The sequence below is a fragment of the Streptomyces sp. NPDC055962 genome (assembly GCF_042270185.1).
Taxonomy (GTDB): Bacteria; Actinomycetota; Actinomycetes; order Streptomycetales; family Streptomycetaceae; genus Streptomyces.
In genome coordinates this window covers 81,313-102,248 of sequence record NZ_JBHJYN010000010.1, presented here as the reverse complement: position 1 = coordinate 102,248, position 20,936 = coordinate 81,313, and the positions used below count along the sequence as shown (strand labels likewise).

Here is a 20,936-nt window from a genome sequence, read left to right as displayed (position 1 = left end):
CTGCCGAGGGAGGGCCGTCGCAGTACGCCACACTCTACGATCGGACATCTGTCCGATGATCGCCCCTGATGGGCACGGGATGTGATCGTGATTCCCTTGTGATCACCCTGTGAAGCCGCTGTGGGGCGGACGAATCCGCAGCTCAGCCATGGGAGCCCGCCTGTGACCTCCGACGCGACGACCGCCGTCCTGGAAGCCGTCGGGGCCCACCGGCCCACTTCCCGTGAACCGCTCACCGGGGGCACGTACAACACCGTCACCCGCGTGACGTTCGAGGACGGCAGGGACTGGGTGGTGAAGGTCCCTCCGGCGCACTCCGGCGGGCTGAGCCATGAACTCCGCCTGCTCGTCAACGAGGTCACCTTCTACGACGCCGCGGCGTCGGCGGGTGGCGCCGCGATCCCCCGGGTCGTGCACAGCGAACTGGACCCGGAAGCGCCCTGTGGGGCGTACGTCGTCATGACCGCGTGCCCCGGCCGGCCCTGGAGCGCCCTCGCCGGTGACCTGACGGCCGACGAGACACACGTCCTGCGCACCGGGTTCGGGCACCTCGTCGGCCGGCTGCACGGCGTGACGGGTCCCGGCGGATTCGGCTACCCCGCCGAGCCCTTCGGGCCCCTCTCCCCCACCTGGCGCGAGGCGTTCACCGCCATGACGGACGCCGTACTCGCCGATGCGGAGGCATACGGGGCGAGGCTGCCCCGCCCGGTGGAGCAGATCCGCGAGGTGCTCGCCGGGGCGGTGGACGTGCTGGACGAGGTGACCCGCCCCGCGCTGGTCCACTTCGACCTGTGGGAGGGGAACCTCCTGGTGGCGGGGGATCCGGGCGCCCGCCGCATCGGCGGGATCGTCGACGGCGAGCGGATGTTCTGGGGCGATCCGGTCGCCGATCTCGTCTCCACACACCTGTTCGGCGACCCGGAGGCGGACCCCGCCTTCCTCGCCGGATACGCGTCCGCGACGGGCGGGCCGCTGGTGTTCACCCCGTCCGTACGGCGCCGGCTCGCCCTCTACCGCTGCTACCTCTACCTGATCATGCTCACCGAGACGGTGCCCCGGGGTGCGGGGGCCGAGGCACTGGCGCTGACCTGGCAGGAGGTGGCGCCGCGGCTCGTCATGGCGCTGGACGGGCTGGCCGGCGCGCCACACCCCGGCCTCGGGCAGGACCTCAGGAAGGACCGACGGAGGGCCGCTTCGTCAGATGGGTGAAGGCGTCCAGGTTGCGGGTGGACTCGCCCCGCTCCACCCGCCAGGCGTACTCCTTGCGGATCGCGCTCGCGAAGCCCAGTTCGAGCAGCGGATTGAACGCGCCGTCCGCCGCCTCCAGGACCGCGCCCAGCAGCCGGTCGAGCTCCTCGGGTGTGACCACCGAGAGCGGCAGCCTGCCGACGAGGTAGATGTCGCCGAGCTGATCGATGGCGTAACTCACCCCGAAGAGGCGGAGGTTGTGCTCCAGGAGCCAGCGGTGCACGGCGGCGTCGTTCTCGTCCGGGTGGCGGATGACGAACGCGTTGAGGGAGAGGGAGTGCCGGCCGACGATCAGCGAGCAGGTCGTGGACAGCTTGCGGGTGCCGGGCAGGGTGACGACGTAGCTGCCGGGCCCGGGGCTCTCCCATGCGAGCTCCGCGTCGTCCAGCACCCCCTCGATGACCTGCGCCGCTGCTGCTTCCTCGGATACGTCAGCCATGGTGCGAGCGTACGACAACGCCTGCGTACGGACCCGCGGCGAGGGGGCGGACGGCCGCAGGCTCCTCAGCCGTGGCGCGAAGAGGCGGAGGGCCGCAGGCTCCTCAGCCGTGGTGCGAGCGGGCGCGGCGCCGGTGGTCGAGCATCGCCGCCGTGTAGACGTCGGCGGTGGCCGACGCGGCCGTGCCCCATCCGAAGGACTGGGCGTGCGCGGCGGCCGCCTCGCCCATCCGGCAGGCCAGCTCCGGATCGTCCGCGAACCGGCCGAGCGCCTGTGCGTACGCCGCCGGTTCGTGGCCCGGGATCAGGAAGCCGCTGACGCCGTCCTTCACCGCGACGGGGAGACCGCCCACCTCCGCCGCGACGACGGGCGTGCCGGCGGCCTGGGCCTCGATGGCGACGAGCCCGAAGGACTCGCTGTACGAGGGCATGACCAGCACGGACGCCGCCCGGAACCAGTCGGCGAGCTGGTCCTGCCCGACCGGCGGGTGGAACCGCACGACGTCGGCGATGCCGAGGCGCGCGGCGAGCTTCTGGAGGCCCTCGGGCTTCGCGAGGCCGCTGCCGCTGGGGCCGCCGACGACGGGGACGACGATGCGCGAGCGCAGCGAGGGGTCCCGCTCCATGAGCACGGCGACCGCGCGCAGCAGGACGTCCGGAGCCTTGAGCGGCTGGATCCGGCCGGCGAACAGCGGGATCAGCGCGTCCTGCGGCAGCCCGAGCCGGGCCCGGGCGGCGGCGCGGCCGTCGCCGGGGCGGAAGCGGTCCAGGTTGACGCCGGGGTGCACGACGGCGACCGACGCCGGATCCGCCTCGTAGAAGCGGATGAGCTCGTCGGCCTCCCCCGCGGTGTTCGCGATGAGCCGGTCGGAGGCGTGCACGATCTGGGTCTCGCCGATGACGCGGGCGGCGGGCTCGGGGGTGTCACCCTCGGCGAGCGCGGCGTTCTTGACCTTCGCCATGGTGTGCATGGCGTGGACGAGGGGGACGCCCCACCGCTGGGCGGCCAGCCAGCCGACCTGCCCGGAGAGCCAGTAGTGGGAGTGGACCAGGTCGTAGTAGCCGGGTCGCTGACCGGCCCAGGCCTGCATCACGCCGTGGGTGAAGGCGCAGAGCTGCGCGGGCAGCTCCTCCTTCGCCAGGCCCTCGTACGGCCCGGCGTCGATGTGGCGGACCAGGACCCCGGGTGCCAGCTCGACCGTCGGGGGCAGGCCGCCGGTGGTGGCCCGGGTGAAGATCTCGACCTCGATGCCGATCGCGGCGAGACGCTTGGCCAGCTCCACGATGTAGACGTTCATGCCGCCCGCGTCACCGGTGCCGGGCTGGTGGAGGGGGGACGTGTGCACGGAGAGCATCGCGACGCGGCGCGGCTTGCGGTGCCCGGCGAAGCCTCCCGGGAAGCGGATACGGGGTGCCGCACGGCTGCTGCCGAGCCGGGAGACGTACTGGCTCACGGGTCCGCTCCTCCTCGCTCAGGGCATGACACGTACGGGGCACAAGGCCCCTTCGAAGGGCCAGAACAGCGGAACGCAGCCTTTCATTTCCACTTTGCCAAATCATTGCGATCCGTCCGGCGCGCCGGACGGCGACCGGCGGGCCCCGCTGCTCCGCGTGTGCCCTCCTCCGCGTCGCATACGCTCGCTTTCATGCACCAGCGCCCCATCGGCACCGCCACCCGCGGGACCACCAACCCCAACCGGCTGCGCCGCATGGACCGCTGGATCGCCGCCACGCACGGCCCCGCCCTGCGCCGCAGCGACGCCCCCGTCGCGGTCGACCTCGGCTACGGCGCCGCGCCCTGGACCGCCGTCGAACTGCTGGAGCGGCTGCGCACCGCCGAGCCCCGGACCGCCGTGGTGGGCATCGAGATCGACCCGGCCCGGGTCGCGGCGGCGCAGCCGTACGAACGAGAGGGCCTCACCTTCGCGCACGGCGGCTTCGAGGTCCCGCTGGCCGGCCGGCCGGTCCTCATCCGGGCCGCGAACGTGCTGCGCCAGTACGACGAGGGCGAGGTCGCCGCGGTCTGGCAGCGGCTGTGCTCACGGCTCTCCCCGGACGGCCTGCTGGTCGAGGGCACCTGCGACGAGATCGGCCGCAGGCACGTATGGGTCGCACTCGGCCCCGAGGGGCCGCGCACGGTCACCTTCGCGACCCGGCTCGGCTCGCTGGAGCGCCCCTCGGACCTCGCCGAACGCCTCCCCAAGGCCCTGATCCACCGCAACGTGCCGGGCGAGCCGGTCCACGCGTTCCTGCGGGACCTCGACCGGGCCTGGGCGACGGCCTCCCCGTACGCGTCACTGGGGGCCCGGCAGCGCTGGATCGCCGCGGCCCGGGCGGTCTCCGCCGACTGGCCGCTGACGGACGGCGGACGGCGGTGGCGGCAGGGCGAGATCACCGTGCGCTGGGAGGCACTGCGCCCCGGCGGGTGAGCAGCGGCGCGCACCTGCGGGTGAGGAGCGGCGCGCCCCGGAGCGGATGAACGCGAGACGGCGCCCGCCGGAACCGGCGGGTGGGGGGCGGCACCCGCCCGAACCGGCGGTGAACCCTTCGGTGTACGGGAACGCCTGCGGACCACTGTTCGTCCCCTGTGTGACAGGGAGGGTGACGCGGACCTCTGTTGCTTTACGGGACACCATGGCACGATCACGTCGTCACACAAACGTTACTGACGGTAAGTCAGATGTACGCGATATGGCTTTCGTTGCCTTTCGCCCGGAGGGGGAGCTTGTGAACCGACGCCACTGTGCCAGTGCCGCGATCACCTTGGTCTGCGCACTGGCCCTGCTGACCGCGCCGGTCCAGGCCATGGCCGCCCCGATCCCCGAGCCCACGCCGACCGCCACCGCGTCCGCGTCCCCCGGGAAGAAGAGCCTCGAGGAGGTGCGCGAGGAGATCGACACCCTCTACCGCAAGGCCGGGGCGGCCACCGACGCGTACAACCTCGCCGAGGAGCAGGCCGAGAAGCAGTCCGGCGAGATCGTCCGGCTGACCAAGGCGATCGCCGACGGCCAGGCGAGGATCGCGGAGCTGAAGAACAGGGCGGGCGCCGCGGCCCGCGAGCAGTACCGCAACGGCGGGCTCCCCCCGGGCGCGCAGCTGGTCCTGAGCGGTGACCCGAACCTCTTCCTGGACGGCATCAACCAGGCCAGGCAGGGCCAGCAGGCCACCAAGGGCATGCTGACGGAACTGGAGCAGGCCCAGGAGGACTTGGAGACGTACACCAAGGACGCCAGCCTCAACTGGGAGAAGATCGAGGCCAATCGCGTCAAGCAGGCCAAGGCGAAGAAGCGGATCGACGCGCAGATCGAGGCGGCGGAGACGCTCGAGTCCCAGCTGGCGAAGGAGGAGCAGGCCCGGCTCCTCCAGCTGGAGAAGGACGCCGCGTCCTCGGCACAGGCCGCCTGGCTCTCCTCAGGCGCCCTGAAGGACATCAGCCGCGAGGCGAGCCCCGCCGGGAAGAAGGCGCTTGCCTTCGCGACCGCCCAGATAGGCAAGCCGTACGTCTGGGGAGCCGAGGGCCCCGGTTCGTACGACTGCTCGGGGCTGACCTCACAGGCGTGGGCCGCGGCGAAGAGGCCGATCCCCCGGACGTCGCAGGAGCAGTGGCGGCAGCTGCCCCACATCCCCATCCAGGACATGCGCCCCGGCGATCTGATCATCTACCACAGCGACGCCAGCCACGTCGGGATGTACGTCGGCGACGGCTCGATCGTCCACGCCCCCCGGCCCGGACGGCACGTCACGCTGACGGGCGCGGGCACGATGCAGATCCTGGGCGTCGTCCGGCCGGACAAGTAGGCACCGGGAGCCACGACGGCCGGCACGAGGGGACCGGGCACCTGACGGACGACGCCCCGCGCGCGGCACCGAGGCGTGAACAGCCGTGCGGGTGACGGGGCGAGCAGCGTCGCGGCACGTGGCGGAGCCCGGGTGACCGGGCGCACACGACGCTCACCGCAGGGCGCGTCCAGGGGCGGGGGCAGGCGCATGTGTGCGGTGCGTGTCGGGCGCGTGATGTTTGTCATGACCTCATGTCCGTTTCATGCGCGCCGATCACGCCGGATCCGTGGTGGGACGCGGCTTATGGCCGCGCATATGACACGGGATGATCGCCGGGCGCCATTCCGTTCCCCTGCTGCGGACCGCTATCGTCCCGTCGGCGGGTCGTCGATCGTCGTCCCGCCGCGCCCTCGGGGGGAGGGAAGGAAACCCGAACCGATGCCCGTACCCGTACCGCAGCAACGTGCCGTTCCCGCTGCGGAGACCACTCATGGCGCCGACCTCACCCTCCTGGTGATCGAGGACGACCCTGCGGGCACCTTCGCCGTCCCCGAGCTGTCGTCCACCACCGGGGCGCGGATCCGCGTCCGCACCGCCCGCAACCTCACCGAGGCCGGCCGGCTGCTCACCGACGACGTCGACTGCATCCTGCTCGATCTCGGCCTGGAGGCGGGGTCACTCCCCTGCGGCACGCGCCCCGACGGCCGTGACGACGGGACGGGCGACCCGGACGAGCTCGCCGCCCTCAAGCACGTCCTGCGCATCGCGCCGCGCCACGCCGTGCTCGCCCTCACCGCCGAGGGCGACGCCGAGCGGGCCGCCGAGGCCGTGCGGGTCGGCGCCCAGGACTACCTCTTCCGTGACGAGCTCGACGGCCGCCTCCTCAGCCGCGCCATCCGCTACGCCGTGGAGCGCAAGCGCGCGGACACCGCCCAGCACCAGCTGACCGAGTCCCGGCTGCGCGCCCAGGAGAACGCCCGGCTGGAGCGCGGGCTGCTGCCCACCCCGCTCCTCGACGGCTCCGACCTCGCCTTCGCCGCCCACTACCGTCCGGGCCGCAGCCGCGCCCTGCTCGGCGGGGACTTCTACGACACGGTCCGCACGCCCGACGGCACGGTCCACGCGATGATCGGCGACGTCTGCGGGCACGGCCCGGACGAGGCGGCGCTCGGCGTCGAGCTGCGCATCGCCTGGCGGGCGCTGACCCTCGCCGGACTCTGCGGCGACGCCCTGCTCTCCACCCTTCAGCAGGTCCTGGAGCACGAGCGGCAGAGCGAGGAGATCTTCGCGACGCTCTGCACCGTGGACATCGCCCCCGACGGACGCCGCGCGGGTCTGTGCATCGCGGGTCACCCCGCACCGCTGATCGCCCGCCAGGGCAGGGCGGCGCACCTGCTCCCGTACGAGGACGGCGGCCCGGCCCTCGGCCTGCTGCCGCACGCGCGGTGGCCGCGCCGCCAGGTCGAGCTGGGCGGCTCCTGGAGCCTGATGATGTACACCGACGGGCTGATCGAGGGCCGCATCGGGCAGGAGGGGACCCAGCGCCTCGGCCAGGACGGGATGGTCGCCATGGTCAACGGCCGCCTGGCCCAGGGGCTCGGCGGCGAGGCACTCCTGGAGGCCGCGGTCACCCAGGTGCAGGAGCTGAACGGCGGGGAGCTCACCGACGACGTGGCGGTCCTGCTGCTGGAGCGCGACGAGGCCCGGATACGGCGAAGGGGCAGGAGCGCCTCGCGCTCCCGCCCCGGTGCTGCCTCCGCCGCAGGCGCTCAGCGCCCGCCGTTGTAGGGGCCGTACGGTCCGTCGCTGCTGGAGCCTCCGCGCCGGCCGCCGCCGCCCGACACCGCCTTGAGCGCGGGCTTCACGTCCACCATGAAGACGATGGACGCGATCACACCCGCGATCTGAAGGAACAGGATCGGGATGACGAGGTTCACGAAGACGGTGACCCCGAGGATGATCAGCCAGAAGGACTTCTTCTGCTTGTCCGCGGCCCGGTAGGCGTCCTCGCGCGCCGTCACGGCGAAGACCAGTGCGACCACGGCCAGGACGAGCATGGCCAGGTACAGCAGCTGGAGGAACGAGCCGAATGCTTCGAGCAACACGGTGAGCACCGCCTAGTCAGTGGATGAGCGCCTCGCGGCCAAGGTACCGGGACAACGACCCGGGCACCCCCAAAGGTGCCCGGGTCACCGTCCCGGCAATCCCGGAACCGTCTCCGCCTATTTCGCGGAGGGCGGGGTCGTCTTCTTCGCGGCGGGCTTGCGCACGGGCGCCGGCTTCTTCGCCGCGGGCGCCGCCTTGGACTCGGCGGGCTTGGGCGCCGGCTTCTTCGCGACGGGGGTGACCGGCCTCGCGGCGGTCACCGGCTTGACGGGAGCAGCCGGCTTCGCCGCCTCCGGCTTCTGCTTCGGCACCGCCTTCGGCTCCGCCTCGACGACGGCGGCGATCTCGACGATCTCATCGGCCGTCTCACCGCGCCAGGTCCGCACGGTCAGCTCGCCGCGCTCGGCGACCTTCTCGTACGTCTCACGGGCGCGCACCGCGTACTCGGCGGCCACGCCGACGCTCCGCAGCGCGAGGTCCTGGGCGGTCTCGCCCCACTTCTTCAGGTCGGTGTCCAGCGCCCCGAAGACCTCGGTCACCTTCGCCTGCACGGTGGCCTGGGCCTCCTTCGCCTGCGTGGTGACCCGCTCCTGCACCGCCTTGGGGTCGGTGTTGCGCACGGCGTCGAAGCGCTCGGGGGCCTCGGTCCGGAGCTGCTCGATCAGAGCCGGGACCTTGCGCGCCTGCTCCACGGCGAGGTCGGCCGTGCCGGCGGCGAAGTAGAGGGGAGTGGGGTCGGTGAGGGTCTTACGCAGGTCATCGGTGATGGCCATGACTGTGGTCCTCCCGGATCATCAGAAGTCAGTTCGCTGGTGGGTCTGCATCACTGCCGCCGGCCGTGCGGGGGCCGCGGGCATCCGGACCGGCACCGTTCGCGTCATCGGCACCGCTTTCCGCGTCGGCATCGATTCTGCTCCCCGCATCGGCGGCACCGTGGAACCCGGCGCCGGTGTCGGGCGCGACATCGAAACCGTTCTCACGGCGGAAGGAGTCGTAGATCTGGAGCAGAACGTTCTTCTGCCGCTCGTTGATCGACGGATCGGCCAATATGACCGCCCGCGTCTCCAACTCCTCCCGCTCCCGCTCGTCGAGGATCCCGGCCCGCACGTACAGCGTCTCGGCGGAGATCCGCAGGGCCTTGGCGACCTGCTGCAGCACCTCGGCACTCGGCTTGCGCAGACCGCGTTCGATCTGGCTGAGATACGGATTGGACACCCCGGCGGCGTCGGCGAGCTGCCTCAGGGAGAGCTGCGCCGTACGCCGCTGCTCACGCAGGTACTCGCCGAGATTGCCGACGTTGAGTGATGCCATGCCTCGATGGTGCCCACCGTTGCTAACTTTTGCAAGCGCCTGCTTGCAAAAGTGTTCCATGTCATCCCGCGCAGACCGATCTGCCGGTCCCGTGAAGGCCGTACGGATCCTCAGTTGCCGACTCAGTTGCCGACCGCCGGGCAAGCCGGCACAGCGGGGCGGCTCGGAAGGCGTCGTGGAGCAGACGAACGATCCCCGGACGCACGATGCCGCGCGGTCGGCCGTCCTCACGAGGCCAGGGAAGCGCCCGCGCCGGACCGCGGTGTCAGTCCTCATGGACGGGTCGCCTCCGTGTGATCGACGCCTGCTGCCCGAACTCGTCGACGAACGGCGTGACGAACGGCGTCGATTCCCGGACACGAGGCCGGTGGAGCATCCGGAACGGCACCGCGTGCCGACTGCTCACCGTCGATGGACATCAGTCGCGATCCCGTCCCCCTTCAACCGCGGGCACCGCAGCTCAACGCCTGGCGCCGCCCACAGGTGGGTGTGACCGGACACGATCTCCTGAGTGGCGTCCGTTTCCAACGGTGCGTGGGCAGTCGCCCGCCGAGCCCTCCTGTCCGGGAATCGGGTTGCGGCCGCCCCGGGGAGCCCGATGGGGTGTCTCCATGGACGAGGCCACGGAGCGGGAGCGACCGGTGGGGGCGGGCACGGACCGTGCGACCGCCCGTCGGCACGCTCCATGGCACGGGCCGGCGGTGCTCGTGGCCCTGATGCTGGCCGCATTCACCTTCAACACCGCGGAGAACCTGCCGATCGGCCTCCTGGAACTCATCTCCGAGGACCTTCAGGTGTCCCTGTCGTCGGTCGGCCTCCTGGTCACCGGTTACGGCGTGACCGTGGCCGTCGCATCGCTGCCGCTCGCCCATGCCCTGCGGGCGGTACCCCGTCGGCACGCACTGACGGGAGTGCTGGCCGCGCTCGTCGTCTCCAGCCTGGTCGCGGCGTCGGCCACTTCCTACGGGCTGCTCCTCGCGGCACGGCTGCTCACCGCACTCGCCCAGGCGCTGTTCTGGGCCGTGATGGCGCCGGCCGCGGTGAGCCTTTTCGCGCCCGAGGTCCGGGGACGCGTGGTCGGGGCGCTGTCCGTCGCCGGTTCGTCCGCCCTCGTCCTGGGTGTTCCGGCCGGCACCTGGCTCGGGCAGCAGAGCGACTGGCGGTTGCCCGTCGCCGTGCTGGCGGTTCCGGGGCTCATCTCCCTGGTGACGGTCGCCGCGCTGCTGCCGACCTCGCGCCCGGAGGACGGGCCCGCCGCCTACGGGTCCCTCCCCGACCGCCGTCGGTTCGGGACGGTGCTCGTGGTCGGGGCCCTGTCCGCCACCGGGGCGTTCGCGGGATACACCTACATCGTCACGTTCCTGGGTGAGGTGAGCGGCTTCTCTCCTCGCGCGGTCAGCGCCCTGCTCGTGGTCTCCGGTATCGCGTGCCTGGCCGGAGTGAGCATCACGGGTGCGCTGCTGGACCGCTTTCCGCACGCCGCGCTGACCACTGCCGTGGCCACGCAGTCGGTGGGCATGCTCGGCCTGTACGTGACCGGCACCGGCCAGGTGACAGCGGTGGTGTTCCTGGTGCTGATGGGTGGTGCCCTCGGTCCGGTGTTCATGACCACCCAGAACGCGATGCTGCAGTGCGCACCGGGCCGTACGGACCTGGCGCTCGCGGCGAACTCCGGTGCCTACAACGTCGGCATCGCGGCGGGCGCCGCGATCGGCGGACTGGTCCTGCCGCTGGCCGATGTGCGGGGTACCTTCCTCGTCGGCGGACTGCTGTCGTCCGCAGCCTGCGCGGTACTGCTGGCCGGTCGCACACCCGCCCGCCCGTGACGACGGACGGGCGCCGCCCGGCAGGGATGCGGTGGATCGTCGCCCGACAGCGCCCGGGCCTCCCGGCCGGTTCTTCCCGGCCGGTTCTGCCCGGCGCGCGACCGGCACACGACCGCCCTGCGCGGCAAGGAGGGCAAGATCCGCTCACGGGCGCCGCACGACGAGGACGAACTCCTGACCCGACCGTCGTGCGGGCGATCCCCGGTGCGGCCCCGCGGATCGACGTGGATCGCGCTGCGGCCCGCCCGGGGGACATCCTGCGTCAGCGGACGGTGAGGACCAGCTTGCCCGTGGTGCGCCCCGTCTCGCCCTGGGCGTGCGCCCGGGCGCCCTCGGCGAGGGGGAAGGTGCCGGACACGTGGGCGCGGAGCCTTCCCCGCTCGACGAGACCGGCGATCGCCCGCATCCCGGACCGGTCGTGCTCGACGAGCAGGGTGACCGCCCGGGCCTGCGCCTTTTCCGCCGCGGCCTGCGTGTCCTCGTCGCCCGGGAGCAGGGAGACGACGACGCCCCCGGGGCTGAGCACGCCCGCGGAGCGGGTGGCGGTCTCTCCGCCGAGGGTGTCGAGGACGACGTCGTAGCGCTCGTCGGTGTCGGTGAAGTCCTCGGAGCGGTAGTCGATGCAGACGTCGGCGCCGATCTCGCGCAGGAAGTCGTGCTTGGGGGCGCTCGCCGTCCCCGTGACATGGGCGCCGAGTTCCTTGGCGATCTGTACGGCGAGGTGGCCGACGCCGCCGGCAGCGGCGTGGACCAGCACCCGCTGCCCGGCACGGAGGTCCGCCGTGTCGACGAGCGCCTGCCAGGCGGTGAGCGCGGCCAGCGGCAGAGCGGCTGCCTCGACATGGCCGATCCCGGCGGGCTTGGGGGCGAACGCGCGCGTGGGGCCGGTCACGTACTCGGCGTGGGAGCCGGCCCCGTACGGATAGGGCAGCATCCCGAAGACCTCGTCGCCGGGACGGAAGAGGGTGACGCCGTAGCCGGTCTCCACCACGGTGCCGGAGACGTCCCAGCCGAGGGTCAGCGGCGGGGGCGGCAGGAAGAGGCTCATGGCGCGGTGCTTGAAGTCCGTGGGGTTGAGGCCCGCCGCGTGCACGGCGACGAGGATCTCGCCCGGGCCGGGCACGGGCCGCGGAAGCGCGGTCAGCCGCAGCACCTCAGGGCCGCCGAGGGCCGTCTGGTACAGGGCGAGCATCGAGGGGGCGCCGTCCGGACCGGTGCGGTCCGGGATGGCCGCGGGGTCCGGGGAGCCGGGGTTCTCGGAGGTGTTCGTCGTGGTCATGCCTCGATCCTGGACGCACGGCCCCCCTCAGGACGATGGCAAGAAGGTCATCCTCCGATACATTCGTGCCATGCCTCTCGATCCCTCCGGCCGCCCCGCCCCCGCCGGTCCCTCCCTGGCCGGGGACCGCGCCGACCGTGCTGCCGAGCTGGACCGCCAGATGCGCCCGGACCCGCGGCCCGGCGCCCACAAGGTCGTCGTCCTCGCCCTCGACGGCGTCTACCCCTTCGAGCTCGGCATCCCGCACCGGGTCCTGGGGTCCGCCGACGGCCGCTACGAGGTGCTGTCCGCGAGCGTGGACGGGGGGCCCGTCCGCACGGACTCGGACCTGACCGTCACCCCCGCGCACGGCCCCGAGGTGCTGGCCGAGGCGGACACCGTGGTCATCCCGCCGTACTCGATCACCCGGGCCGCGGGCGCCGCCCCCGACCCCCAGGCCCTCGCCGCGCTCTCCATGATCCGCCCCGGCACCCGCCTGGTGTCCATCTGCACCGGCGCCTTCCTGCTGGCGGCCGCGGGTCTCCTCGACGGGCGGCGGGCCACCACCCACTGGGCGCTCACCGAGCACTTCCAGGAGCTGTTCCCCCAGGTCGAGCTCGACGCCGGGGTGCTCTTCGTCGACCAGGGGGACGTGCTGACCTCCGCGGGGGCGGCGAGCGGTGTCGACATCTGCCTGCACCTGGTGCGCCGGGACCACGGCAGCGAGGTGGCCAACCAGGTCGCCCGCCGCTGCGTCGTGCCGCCGTACCGGGACGGCGGTCAGGCGCAGTACATCGAGCGGCCGCTGCCGCCGACGAGCGGCACGGGCACCGGCCCGACCCGCGACTGGGCCCTGCGACGACTGGAACAGCCCCTGTCCCTCGACGAGTTGTCCGCGCACGCGGCTATGAGCACCCGCACCTTCGCCCGGCGCTTCCGGGAGGAGACGGGACTGAGCCCCGGCCGCTGGCTGACCCAGCAGCGGCTGCGGCGGGCGCGGCACCTGCTGGAGTCCAGCGACCTGCCGGTGGAACGGGTCGCCCACGAGGTCGGCTTCGCCACCGCCACCTCGCTGCGCCGGCACCTGGCGGCGGAGTCGGGGGTCGCCCCGGCGGCGTACCGGCGCACCTTCCGCGCATCGGAACCCGCGTGAGCCGCTCCCCCGGCAGGCCCTCGGTCCGGGTCTCTTGGGAGACTTCCGGCGATGTCCGCACCGGAGCGCGCGGCCGGGCTGCCCGAGGGCACCACGGAGGACGTCGCCTACGCCCCCGAGGTCGACCTCCCGCTCCTCCTCGGCAGGATCAGCCTGGAGGCGTGGGTCGAGGCCGTCGCGCTCGGTCTCGCCCCCGGGTCGGCCTGGCGAAGGGGCGGGAGCTGGGCAGGGCGCTCGCGGAGGCGCCCTTCCACGCGGACACCACGGTCGTGGCGATGCTGCGGCAGGTGGCGGCCCGCGTACCCCTGGTCCTGATCACCGATGCCACACCGCGTCTGGACGAGGACCTCGCCGCCCTGGACTCGCGGACCTGGCCCATCACGTGGTCAGCAGCGCCGTCGAAGGGGTCGCCGAACCGGACCCCGCCCTCTACCGGATCGCCGCCGCGCGGGCGGGGGTGCCGGTGGACCGGTGCCTCTTCGTGGACGACAGCCGGGAGAACGTCGACGCGGCCGCCGCGCTCGGCATGACGGGCGTACATTTCCACCGACCGGCCGATCTGCGGGCACCGTTCGGCCCCGTGCAGAAAGCGCTCGGCACCGACCCGGGAGACGTATGAACGAAGAGGTCCTGCATGGCGGCATGGCCAACGCGGGCGCCGTCGTCCGCAAGGGGGACACCGTCGAGCGGCCCGCGCAGCCGCACGCGCCCGCGCTCCACGACCATCTGCGGGCCCTGGCCGCAGGGGGCTTCGACGGCGTCCCCACGCCCCTCGGGGTGAACGGGGACGGCCTCCGGGAACGGCTCTCCTACGTCCACGGCGATGTGCCCCTCCCGCCGACCCCGCCGTGGGCCCGTACCGACGAGGCGCTGCGTTCGGTGGGGGTGCTGCTGCGGCGGCTGCACCAGGTGTCCGCCTGCCTGCCCGTGGACCACACCGTCCCCTGGCCGTCCGAACTGGCCGACCCCGAGGCCGGGAAGGCGCCGCCGGACACCCTGGTCGTCTGCCACAACGACGTCTGCCCGGAGAACGTGGTCTTCCGCGAGGGCCGCGCCGCAGCGCTCATCGACTTCGACCAGGCCGCTCCCGGCCGGCCCCTGTGGGACGTGGCGACGACGGCACGCTACTGGGTGCCGATGTCCGCCGAGGGGCCGGACACCGCGCACCGGCTCCGGGTCCTCGCCGGCGGCTACGCCTTGGGGGCCGGGGACCGCGCGGCCCTCCCCCTGGTGATCGAGCAGGCCGCCGCGGTCGCCCGGGCCTCCAGCGAGCGCCGCGTCCGCAACGGCGAACCCGCCTACGTACGCGTCCTCGCGGCACGCGGCGGATGGGAGAGCTGGGACCGCCACCAGGCATGGCTGGCCGGGCACCGCTGCACGTTCACCGAGGAGCTTCTGCGGGATCCGTGGTGACCAGGCCGTCGGCCAGCTGGGCGAAGGCGAGGCCGGCCGCCGCCTCCGCGTCCGCGTGCACCTGGTCGGCGCTCTCCCCCGCGTCGATCCGCCGCCAGTTCTCCTCGGCGAGGATCCGCAGTACGGCGACGATCTGGCCGGCCGCGAGCCGCGCCGCCACCGGGATGCCGGGGTCCAGGGCGCGGGCGAGCGCCGCTTCGGAGCGCCCCTGGTAGGCGTACAGGCGCGCGACGAGCGACGGGGTGCCGTAGAGCAGCCGGTGGAAGGCCAGTACGTGCGGGTTGTCGCAGAGTCCGGTCACCGGGTCGCGGCGCTCCAGGCCGTCCAGGAAGTGGTGGCGCAGCGCGTCCAGCGGGGAGAGACCGTCCGCCCGGCCGGAGACGACGCGGGCCGCCTCGTCCTCGTGGTCGGCGAACCGGTGCAGGACCAGGTCCTCCTTGGCCGGGAAGTACCGGAACAGCGTCGGCTTGGAGATGTCGGCCGCCGCCGCCACCTCGGCCACCGAGACCTTGTCGAAGCCCCGCTCAAGGAACATGGAGATCGCGGCCTCGGACACGGCCTGGTAGGTCAGCTGCTTCTTGCGCTCACGCAGTCCCATCCTCGCCTCGCTCATGCCGGCGGTCCTTTCTCGACGAGCGCCTCGACCCCGTCGAGGATCCGTTCGAGGCCGAACACGAACTCGTAGTCGGGTGCGTCCGGTTCGCTCATGATCCCCGTGTCCAGCAGGGCCGCCAGCTCCGGATGCCGTGCCGGGTCGACGAGCCTGCGTACCGTCCGCTCCCACCGCGCCATGAACTCCTCGGGGGACACGCCCTTCTCGTCGACGGCGGTGGCGATGTCGCTCATCAGCGTCGCCTCGTTCCGTACGTAACCCGAGACGAGGAGGATGACCGAGATCTTGTCGCCCGAGGACAGGCCGCTGCCCGACAGCGCCTGGAGCCCCTGTTCCCACCACAGCACCATGTGGGGGCTGGCGGGCGGGCCGCCGATCGGGATGCGCAGGGCCCACAGGTTCTGCTGGAACATCCGGCGCTGGGACCAGGCCCAGCGGCTCAGCGCCTCCCTCCAGCCCGCCTGCTCCTCCGCCTCGGACAGGGGCGGCGGAGTGCCCAAGGCCGCCTCCTGCATGAGGACGTACAGCTCCTCCTTGGCCGCGACGTAGCGGTAGAGCGACATCGTCGAGGCGCCCAACTCCTTGGCGACCCGCCCCATCGAGACGGCCGAGAGCCCCTCCGCGGCGGCGACCGACACGGCCGCGTCGACGATGCGGTCCAGTGTCAGGCCGGGTTTCGGGCCCTTGACCGGACGGTCGCGCAGCCCCCACGCGGCCTCGATGCTGGCCGGCAGGCCCGTGCCGCCCGACGCACTGCTGTTCTCCGTCACGCGTAGCCGCCCTTTCCCGCTCATGGCTTGCCACCATCCTAGATTTGCGTAATGCTTACACAGTAACGCGTATGACATACGCAGAAGGGGGATCGTCATGAGTACGGACACGGACGACGTCATGATCGAGGCGCACGGCCTGACCAAGTCCTACGGAAAGGAGGCGCGGGTCCTCGACGGGGTCGGGCTCCGCGTCACCCGCGCGGGGATCCACGCACTGCTCGGGCCCAACGGCGCGGGCAAGACCACGACGGTGCGGATCCTCGCCACCCTCACCACCGCCGACTCCGGCACCGCGCGCGTCGCCGGGTACGACGTCGTCGCCGACCGGCGCCGGGTCCGCCGCGCCATCAGCCTGACCGGGCAGTTCGCCGCCGTCGACGAGACCCTGACCGGCGAGGAGAACCTCCGGATGATGGCCCGGCTCTCCGGGCTGCCCCGCGCCCGCGCCCGGACCCGCGCGGCGGAACTCCTCGAACGGTTCGGCCTCACCGACGCCGCCCGGCGCCAGGCGCGCACGTACTCCGGGGGGATGCGGCGCCGCCTGGACCTGGCGGCGGGACTGGTCGGTTCGCCCGAGCCCGGAGTCCTCTTCCTCGACGAGCCCACCACCGGCCTCGACCCCCGCAGCCGCCGCGAGCTCTGGCAGGTGGTCCGCGACCTCGCCAGCCGCGGCGCCGCCGTGCTGCTCACCACCCAGTACCTGGAGGAGGCGGACCAGCTCGCCGACGGCATCAGCGTCCTCGCCGAGGGACGCGTCGTCGCCGCAGGCACCCCGGACGCCCTGAAGTCACGTGTGTCGGGACACCGCCTGGACCTCGTCCTCGGCACCCGCGAGGCCTACCTCCGGCTCGCCACCCGCGCCGTCCACCACTCCCCCGAGACCCTCACCCTGGGCATCCCCACGGACGGCACCGCCGCCCACGCACGCTCCCTGCTCGACGAGATCGACCCGCACCGCACCGACGTCGACCGCTTCTCGCTGCACCGCGCGACCCTCGACGACGTGTTCCTCGCCCTCACCGCCGAGAAGAAGGAGGCTCCGGCCCATGTCTGACGCACCCGGAGCACTGACCCACGCCACGGTCATGACCGGCCGCAGCCTGCTCATCAGCCGCCGCAACATCGACGCCGTCATCACCTCGATGATGCTGCCGGTCATGCTGATGCTGATCTTCGTCTACTTCTTCGGGGGCGCGATCGACACCGGCACCGCCTACGACTCGTACGTCATGTACGTCGTCCCCGGCGTCCTGTTCCTCTGCGCCGGCTTCGGCTCGGCGACCACCGCGGTCGCGGTGAGCGAGGACATGAAGGGCGGCATCATCGACCGCTTCCGCTCACTGGACATCGGTGCGCTGCCCGTCCTGGCCGGACACGTCGCGGCCAGCACGGTCCGCAACCTGGTCTCCACCACGCTGGTGTTCGCCGTCGCCCTGCTCATCGGCTTCCGCCCCGCGGCCACTGCCGCCGGCTGGCTCGCCGTCGCCGCCGTGCTCATCGCCTACATCGTGGCCCTGTCCTGGATCTCGGCGGCGATCGGCCTGCTCGCCCGCACCCCCGAGGCGGCCGGCGGATTCACCTTCTTCATGTCGTTCCTGCCCTACCCGAGCAGCGCGTTCGTCCCGGTCGACAGCATGCCGGGCTGGCTCCACGGCTTCGCCGACCACCAGCCGGTCACCCCGGCCATCGAATCCCTGCGCGGCCTCCTGCTGGACCAGCCGGTCGGCAACGCCCCCTGGACGGCGCTCGCCTGGGCGGCAGGACTCCTGCTGCTGGCGCTGAGCCTGTCGGGGGTGCTCTTCAGGAGGCGGACGCGGTGAGGCGTGCGCGCGCCCTGAACCACCCGGCGTAGGCGCTCGACACCTGCCGGAGTGTGGGGGCGGCCGGCATCCCCTGCACCTCGTGCGCGGCGGCCAGCGCATGCCGGACCCGCCGCGCCACCCGGGGGAGGGCGCGCCAGTTCAGTGCGGCGCCCGGCAGCTCCAGCGCCAGAGCGCCCCGGATGACATCCGTGTACACGGACTGCGCCCGCTTGTAGGCGAGGATCACGGGCAGGTCCCGGCGCCAGCCGAGGGTGGCGCCAGGACGGGCCCCCTCCACCGCCGACTCCCAGATGCGGCAGATCCGCTCCTGCTCACGCTCCGGGTAGCGCATCAGGTGCAGATGGGTCGCCAGGTCGTAGAGCGGATCCCCGAACAGCGCGAGCTCCCAGTCGATGGTCCAGAGGTCACCTTGGCGGTCGACGATGAAGTTCTGCCGGTGCAGGTCGCCGTGGACCAGGGTGAACGGCCGCGACCCCAGTCGATCCGCCTGCTGCGCCAGGCCCTCCATCGCGGCGTCGCCCACGCCCAGCCGCTCGAACAGGCCGTGGCAGGGGCGCCGTGCTCCCGGTAGACGCGGTGGTGCGTGAACCGGACCAGCCGGGCCAGGAAGCCGGCGCTGTCACCGTCTTCGGTGCGGTCCTCGGGGAGACAGATCCGCTCGACGCCGATCTCACCGAGCCGCCTCGCTGTTCATCGGCGGCGTGAAGTCCGGCAGTGAGCAGTGCACCATCGCCGGGGCGGTGCTCCTCGCCGTCGTCGTGGTGGGCACCGCCCTCTGACACCGCTCAGAACACATCCGGGCACCACGCCCGCCGTGGCGCCCGGAACAGCGCGTCGGCCGAGGCCGCCGCGCCCGCCCTGTGCTCTTCGAGCCGGTCCAGCGCGGCCAGCCGCACCGGGGACTCGTCGCCCAGCAGGAGCGCGCCCAGCTCCGCCACGTCCAGCGTCAGGTCGGCGTCCCGGGTCGTGGGGGTGCAGGACGCGCCGGACGGCGACACGTCCAGCAGGAAACGGCCGCCCGCCAGGCCCGCTCCGTCCCGGACGTCCAGGACCAGAGCCGACTCCGTCGCGTACGTACGGGCCTCCAGGGCGCGGGGGACGTCCAGGACCCTCAGCCACAGCCAGTCCGCCTGGGTCACGACGCGGGCGGCCCGGGGGTCCGGGAGGAGGAGGGGAAGCAGGTCGTCGGGGGCGCGGTAGCCCGTGCGGACCGTGGTGATCCAGTCGATGGAGCAGACGAAGTGCCACAGGGCGCGTTCCGCCGCCGGGGTGGCGGCGATCAGGCCGCTCACCGTCGCCGTGTTGAGGGGCTGCTTCCGGTCGCCCCAGCGGGCGTCCGCCCTGTAGACGACCAGGCCGTCCGTCTCGCCGCCGGCCGACCGGTACACGGCGTGGAACGGCTCGGTCCACGTCTCGTACGCCGGGACGTCCACACCGGTGCTCCGCTGCCACCAGCGCTCGTCCCGGGAGACCACGCCGTGCTGCCGCGCGGCGAGGCGCGCGTGGAGTTCGGGGCCCAGTTTGCGGACGTCCGCGCCGTCGACCAGCTCGATCCGGCCGCCGTCCGCCTCGGCGGGGACGCGGACGCGCGGGTCCAGACCCGCCCGGGGGACGTCGATCTCCCACTCGGTGGTCCAGGAGGCCGGCCCGAATCCGTACCGCCCGTAGATCGGGTACTCGGCGGCGATCAGCGACGCGACCACGTCACCGCGCTCCTTCGCCGCCGCCAGGTCCGTCGCCATCATCCGGCTGAGCAGCCCGCGCCTGCGGTGCGTGGGGGTCACCGTCACGGCCGTGATCGCGTCGGCCGGGACCTTCGCGCCGCCGACGACGGTCAGCTCCTGCGCGAACGACCGGAAGGTCGCCACACAGCGCCCGGCGTCGAACACCCCCTGGACGCGGGAGAGATCGGTGTGTTCCAGGCGCACCGCGACCTCCTCCTCCGCCGGTACCGAGGCCGACGCCCGGAGGAATCCGGTGCCGACGGATCGCAGCCACTCGGGGAACTCGGCGGCGGAGACGGTACGTGGATCAAGGCTCATGCCGCCACGCTAAGCCGGGGGCGTCCGGGATGTCGCACGGATTTCGGGCCGCCCACGGTGCCGGCCGCCCCTGCTCGGAACGCAGCCCGGCACGCCGCCCAGGACGCAGCCCGGCGCGCAGCCCGGCACGCAGCCCGGCACGCCGCTCAGAACGCCGCCCGGATCTCGCCCACCTCCGCCGCGCCGCCCAGCAGCGGAGAGCGCCCGATGCGGGAGACGACCGGGGCGTCGACGCCCAGCAGGCCGAGGGAGCGGGCCAGCACCGGGCCCAGGGCGCGGGTGGAGCCGTCGTCGATCTTGAAGGCCAGGGCCCTGCCGTCCGGGAGTGCCAGCGCCTGGACGGCCTCGGCACCCATCTTGGAGAGCGTCCCCGGCACCTCCCGCATCAGCCAGGTGTCCGGCCGCCGGGTGCCCGCGACGTACTCCGGGTGCGCCCGCATCGCGTCCGCGACCCGGCGCTCCGCCGTGCCGGGCTCCGCCAGCACGAACGTCCGGAACGCGCGGGCCAGGCCCACCAGGCCGATCGCCATCAGCGGGGCCCCGCAGCCGTCCGTGCCGAGGGCGGCGACGGGTTCGCCGGCCGCCTCCGCGACGACCTCGCCGACCAGCCGCTGGAGCGGGTGGGCCGGGTCGAGATAGGTGGCGGTGTCCCAGCCGTTGCGCACACAGACGGCCAGCATGGCCGCGTGCTTGCCGGAGCAGTTCATGGTGAGCGGTTCCCGCACACCCCCGGCGGCCAGGTACGCCTCCGCCTCGGCGGGGTCCAGCGGCAGATCGGGCGGAGTCTGCAGGTCGTCCGGCTTCAGCCCGTGCTCGGCCAGCATCGTGCGGACCAGTTCGAGGTGGAAGCCCTCACCGGAGTGGCTCGCCGCGGCCAGCGCCAGCCGCTCCCCCGAGAGGTCCAGACCGGCCCGCAGGATCGCGGCGGCCTGCATCGGCTTGTTGGAGGAGCGCGGGAAGACCGGGGCCGCCGGGTCGCCGAGCGCGAGCTCGACGCTCCCGTCGGCGGCCAGGACGACCAGCGAACCCCGGTGGTGGCCCTCGGTGAAACCGGACCGTACGACCTCGGCCAGGACCGGCAGCACGGGGGACGCGGGGGTGGATATGGAGGACGTCATACGGCGGGTGGCCTTCCGGGGGCGGGCGTGACCC

At 73.1% G+C, this 20,936-nt stretch carries 20 protein-coding genes and 1 pseudogene; 10 read left to right on the top strand and 11 right to left on the bottom strand.

The features are described 5' to 3' along the window. Positions 1–162: 162 nt before the first annotated feature. Positions 163–1,209, top strand: coding sequence for a phosphotransferase family protein (locus ACFC51_RS25855; RefSeq protein ID WP_376531058.1), 1,047 nt, complete (start codon positions 163–165; stop codon positions 1,207–1,209). Here ACFC51_RS25855 and ACFC51_RS25850 read toward each other — a convergent pair. Both ACFC51_RS25850 and mshA read right to left on the bottom strand, forming a co-directional pair. Then, positions 1,169–1,687, bottom strand: coding sequence for a YbjN domain-containing protein (locus tag ACFC51_RS25850; RefSeq protein ID WP_376531056.1), 519 nt, complete (start codon positions 1,685–1,687; stop codon positions 1,169–1,171). The genes ACFC51_RS25855 and ACFC51_RS25850 overlap by 41 nt on opposite strands. Positions 1,688–1,790: 103 nt before the next feature. Next, on the bottom strand, positions 1,791–3,140 hold the full coding sequence (gene mshA, locus ACFC51_RS25845; RefSeq protein ID WP_376368792.1) for a D-inositol-3-phosphate glycosyltransferase: 1,350 nt from the start codon (positions 3,138–3,140) through the stop codon (positions 1,791–1,793). A gap of 192 nt (positions 3,141–3,332) precedes the next feature. Here mshA and ACFC51_RS25840 point away from each other — a divergent pair, with 192 nt between their 5' ends. From ACFC51_RS25840 to ACFC51_RS25830, 3 genes are all read left to right on the top strand, one after another. Then, positions 3,333–4,115, top strand: coding sequence for a class I SAM-dependent methyltransferase (locus ACFC51_RS25840; protein ID WP_376368791.1), 783 nt, complete (start codon positions 3,333–3,335; stop codon positions 4,113–4,115). A 298-nt stretch (positions 4,116–4,413) separates the two neighbouring features. Next, complete coding sequence (locus tag ACFC51_RS25835) at positions 4,414–5,484, top strand: NlpC/P60 family protein (protein ID WP_376368790.1); 1,071 nt, start codon at positions 4,414–4,416, stop codon at positions 5,482–5,484. Between the two features lie 420 nt (positions 5,485–5,904). After that, positions 5,905–7,254: a PP2C family protein-serine/threonine phosphatase gene (locus ACFC51_RS25830; RefSeq protein WP_376531053.1), complete on the top strand. Its 1,350-nt coding sequence runs from the start codon at positions 5,905–5,907 to the stop codon at positions 7,252–7,254. On the opposite strand, the gene ACFC51_RS25825 is transcribed toward ACFC51_RS25830, so the two are convergent. The 3 genes from ACFC51_RS25825 to ACFC51_RS25815 all read right to left on the bottom strand — a co-directional run bounded on the left by ACFC51_RS25825 (position 7,236) and on the right by ACFC51_RS25815 (position 8,883). Then, positions 7,236–7,571, bottom strand: coding sequence for a DUF2516 family protein (locus ACFC51_RS25825; RefSeq protein ID WP_376368788.1), 336 nt, complete (start codon positions 7,569–7,571; stop codon positions 7,236–7,238). The two genes, ACFC51_RS25830 and ACFC51_RS25825, sit on opposite strands and share 19 nt — an antisense overlap. 117 nt (positions 7,572–7,688) lie before the next feature. Beyond that, positions 7,689–8,345, bottom strand: a complete 657-nt coding sequence (locus tag ACFC51_RS25820; protein ID WP_376368787.1) for a hypothetical protein — start codon at positions 8,343–8,345, stop codon at positions 7,689–7,691. A gap of 28 nt (positions 8,346–8,373) precedes the next feature. Continuing rightward, positions 8,374–8,883, bottom strand: a complete 510-nt coding sequence (locus tag ACFC51_RS25815) for a helix-turn-helix domain-containing protein (protein WP_376368786.1) — start codon at positions 8,881–8,883, stop codon at positions 8,374–8,376. 716 nt (positions 8,884–9,599) lie between these two features. Between ACFC51_RS25815 and ACFC51_RS25810 the strand changes: the two genes are divergently transcribed. Then, positions 9,600–10,709, top strand: a complete 1,110-nt coding sequence (locus ACFC51_RS25810) for an MFS transporter (RefSeq protein WP_376531197.1) — start codon at positions 9,600–9,602, stop codon at positions 10,707–10,709. 262 nt (positions 10,710–10,971) lie between these two features. Here ACFC51_RS25810 and ACFC51_RS25805 read toward each other — a convergent pair whose 3' ends face one another. Next, on the bottom strand, positions 10,972–11,988 hold the full coding sequence (locus ACFC51_RS25805) for an NADP-dependent oxidoreductase (RefSeq protein WP_376531051.1): 1,017 nt from the start codon (positions 11,986–11,988) through the stop codon (positions 10,972–10,974). A 70-nt stretch (positions 11,989–12,058) separates the two neighbouring features. On the opposite strand from ACFC51_RS25805, the gene ACFC51_RS25800 reads away from it, so the two are divergent. The 3 genes and pseudogenes from ACFC51_RS25800 to ACFC51_RS25790 all read left to right on the top strand — a co-directional run bounded on the left by ACFC51_RS25800 (position 12,059) and on the right by ACFC51_RS25790 (position 14,533). Beyond that, a complete protein-coding gene (locus ACFC51_RS25800) occupies positions 12,059–13,120 on the top strand; it encodes a GlxA family transcriptional regulator (RefSeq protein ID WP_376531049.1) in 1,062 nt (353 codons plus the stop codon). 51 nt (positions 13,121–13,171) lie between these two features. Beyond that, a pseudogene (locus tag ACFC51_RS25795) lies at positions 13,172–13,739 on the top strand (HAD-IA family hydrolase). Then, positions 13,736–14,533: a phosphotransferase enzyme family protein gene (locus ACFC51_RS25790; protein ID WP_376531046.1), complete on the top strand. Its 798-nt coding sequence runs from the start codon at positions 13,736–13,738 to the stop codon at positions 14,531–14,533. The pseudogene ACFC51_RS25795 and the gene ACFC51_RS25790 overlap by 4 nt, the downstream one beginning before the upstream one ends. Here the strand turns inward: ACFC51_RS25790 and ACFC51_RS25785 are convergent. After that, positions 14,502–15,146, bottom strand: coding sequence for a TetR/AcrR family transcriptional regulator (locus tag ACFC51_RS25785; protein WP_376368777.1), 645 nt, complete (start codon positions 15,144–15,146; stop codon positions 14,502–14,504). The two genes, ACFC51_RS25790 and ACFC51_RS25785, sit on opposite strands and share 32 nt — an antisense overlap. Next, complete coding sequence (locus ACFC51_RS25780) at positions 15,143–15,940, bottom strand: TetR/AcrR family transcriptional regulator (RefSeq protein WP_376368776.1); 798 nt, start codon at positions 15,938–15,940, stop codon at positions 15,143–15,145. The genes ACFC51_RS25785 and ACFC51_RS25780 overlap by 4 nt, the downstream gene beginning before the upstream one ends. A 73-nt stretch (positions 15,941–16,013) precedes the next feature. Between ACFC51_RS25780 and ACFC51_RS25775 the strand changes: the two genes are divergently transcribed. Both ACFC51_RS25775 and ACFC51_RS25770 read left to right on the top strand, forming a co-directional pair. After that, positions 16,014–16,973 carry an ATP-binding cassette domain-containing protein gene (locus tag ACFC51_RS25775; protein WP_376531043.1) on the top strand — a complete coding sequence of 320 codons (960 nt, stop codon included), beginning with the start codon at positions 16,014–16,016 and terminating at the stop codon, positions 16,971–16,973. Next, positions 16,966–17,739 (top strand): ABC transporter permease, encoded by a 774-nt coding sequence (locus ACFC51_RS25770; protein WP_376368774.1) that lies wholly within the window; start codon positions 16,966–16,968, stop codon positions 17,737–17,739. The genes ACFC51_RS25775 and ACFC51_RS25770 overlap by 8 nt, the downstream gene beginning before the upstream one ends. Here the strand turns inward: ACFC51_RS25770 and ACFC51_RS25765 are convergent. The 3 genes from ACFC51_RS25765 to ACFC51_RS25755 all read right to left on the bottom strand — a co-directional run bounded on the left by ACFC51_RS25765 (position 17,720) and on the right by ACFC51_RS25755 (position 20,902). Next, positions 17,720–18,265 carry a phosphotransferase family protein gene (locus ACFC51_RS25765; RefSeq protein WP_376531041.1) on the bottom strand — a complete coding sequence of 182 codons (546 nt, stop codon included), beginning with the start codon at positions 18,263–18,265 and terminating at the stop codon, positions 17,720–17,722. The two genes, ACFC51_RS25770 and ACFC51_RS25765, sit on opposite strands and share 20 nt — an antisense overlap. A 262-nt stretch (positions 18,266–18,527) precedes the next feature. Beyond that, positions 18,528–19,784, bottom strand: coding sequence for a GNAT family N-acetyltransferase (locus ACFC51_RS25760; RefSeq protein ID WP_376531039.1), 1,257 nt, complete (start codon positions 19,782–19,784; stop codon positions 18,528–18,530). A gap of 146 nt (positions 19,785–19,930) precedes the next feature. Then, positions 19,931–20,902, bottom strand: coding sequence for an asparaginase (locus ACFC51_RS25755; RefSeq protein ID WP_376531037.1), 972 nt, complete (start codon positions 20,900–20,902; stop codon positions 19,931–19,933). Between the last annotated feature and the right edge of the window lie 34 nt (positions 20,903–20,936).

Excerpts from the sequence above, each read along its gene's own strand:
- ACFC51_RS25820 (WP_376368787.1), bottom strand. The coding sequence starts at position 8,345 with ATGGCCATCACCGATGACCTGCGTAAGACCCTCACCGACCCCACTCCC.
- ACFC51_RS25790 (WP_376531046.1), top strand. The coding sequence starts at position 13,736 with ATGAACGAAGAGGTCCTGCATGGCGGCATGGCCAACGCGGGCGCCGTC.
- ACFC51_RS25805 (WP_376531051.1), bottom strand. The coding sequence starts at position 11,988 with ATGACCACGACGAACACCTCCGAGAACCCCGGCTCCCCGGACCCCGCG.
- ACFC51_RS25850 (WP_376531056.1), bottom strand. The coding sequence starts at position 1,687 with ATGGCTGACGTATCCGAGGAAGCAGCAGCGGCGCAGGTCATCGAGGGG.
- ACFC51_RS25780 (WP_376368776.1), bottom strand. The coding sequence starts at position 15,940 with ATGAGCGGGAAAGGGCGGCTACGCGTGACGGAGAACAGCAGTGCGTCG.
- ACFC51_RS25800 (WP_376531049.1), top strand. The coding sequence starts at position 12,059 with ATGCCTCTCGATCCCTCCGGCCGCCCCGCCCCCGCCGGTCCCTCCCTG.
- ACFC51_RS25760 (WP_376531039.1), bottom strand. The coding sequence starts at position 19,784 with ATGAGCCTTGATCCACGTACCGTCTCCGCCGCCGAGTTCCCCGAGTGG.
- ACFC51_RS25810 (WP_376531197.1), top strand. The coding sequence starts at position 9,600 with ATGCTGGCCGCATTCACCTTCAACACCGCGGAGAACCTGCCGATCGGC.
- ACFC51_RS25840 (WP_376368791.1), top strand. The coding sequence starts at position 3,333 with ATGCACCAGCGCCCCATCGGCACCGCCACCCGCGGGACCACCAACCCC.
- ACFC51_RS25830 (WP_376531053.1), top strand. The coding sequence starts at position 5,905 with ATGCCCGTACCCGTACCGCAGCAACGTGCCGTTCCCGCTGCGGAGACC.
- ACFC51_RS25815 (WP_376368786.1), bottom strand. The coding sequence starts at position 8,883 with ATGGCATCACTCAACGTCGGCAATCTCGGCGAGTACCTGCGTGAGCAG.
- ACFC51_RS25785 (WP_376368777.1), bottom strand. The coding sequence starts at position 15,146 with ATGAGCGAGGCGAGGATGGGACTGCGTGAGCGCAAGAAGCAGCTGACC.
- ACFC51_RS25770 (WP_376368774.1), top strand. The coding sequence starts at position 16,966 with ATGTCTGACGCACCCGGAGCACTGACCCACGCCACGGTCATGACCGGC.
- ACFC51_RS25755 (WP_376531037.1), bottom strand. The coding sequence starts at position 20,902 with ATGACGTCCTCCATATCCACCCCCGCGTCCCCCGTGCTGCCGGTCCTG.
- ACFC51_RS25775 (WP_376531043.1), top strand. The coding sequence starts at position 16,014 with ATGAGTACGGACACGGACGACGTCATGATCGAGGCGCACGGCCTGACC.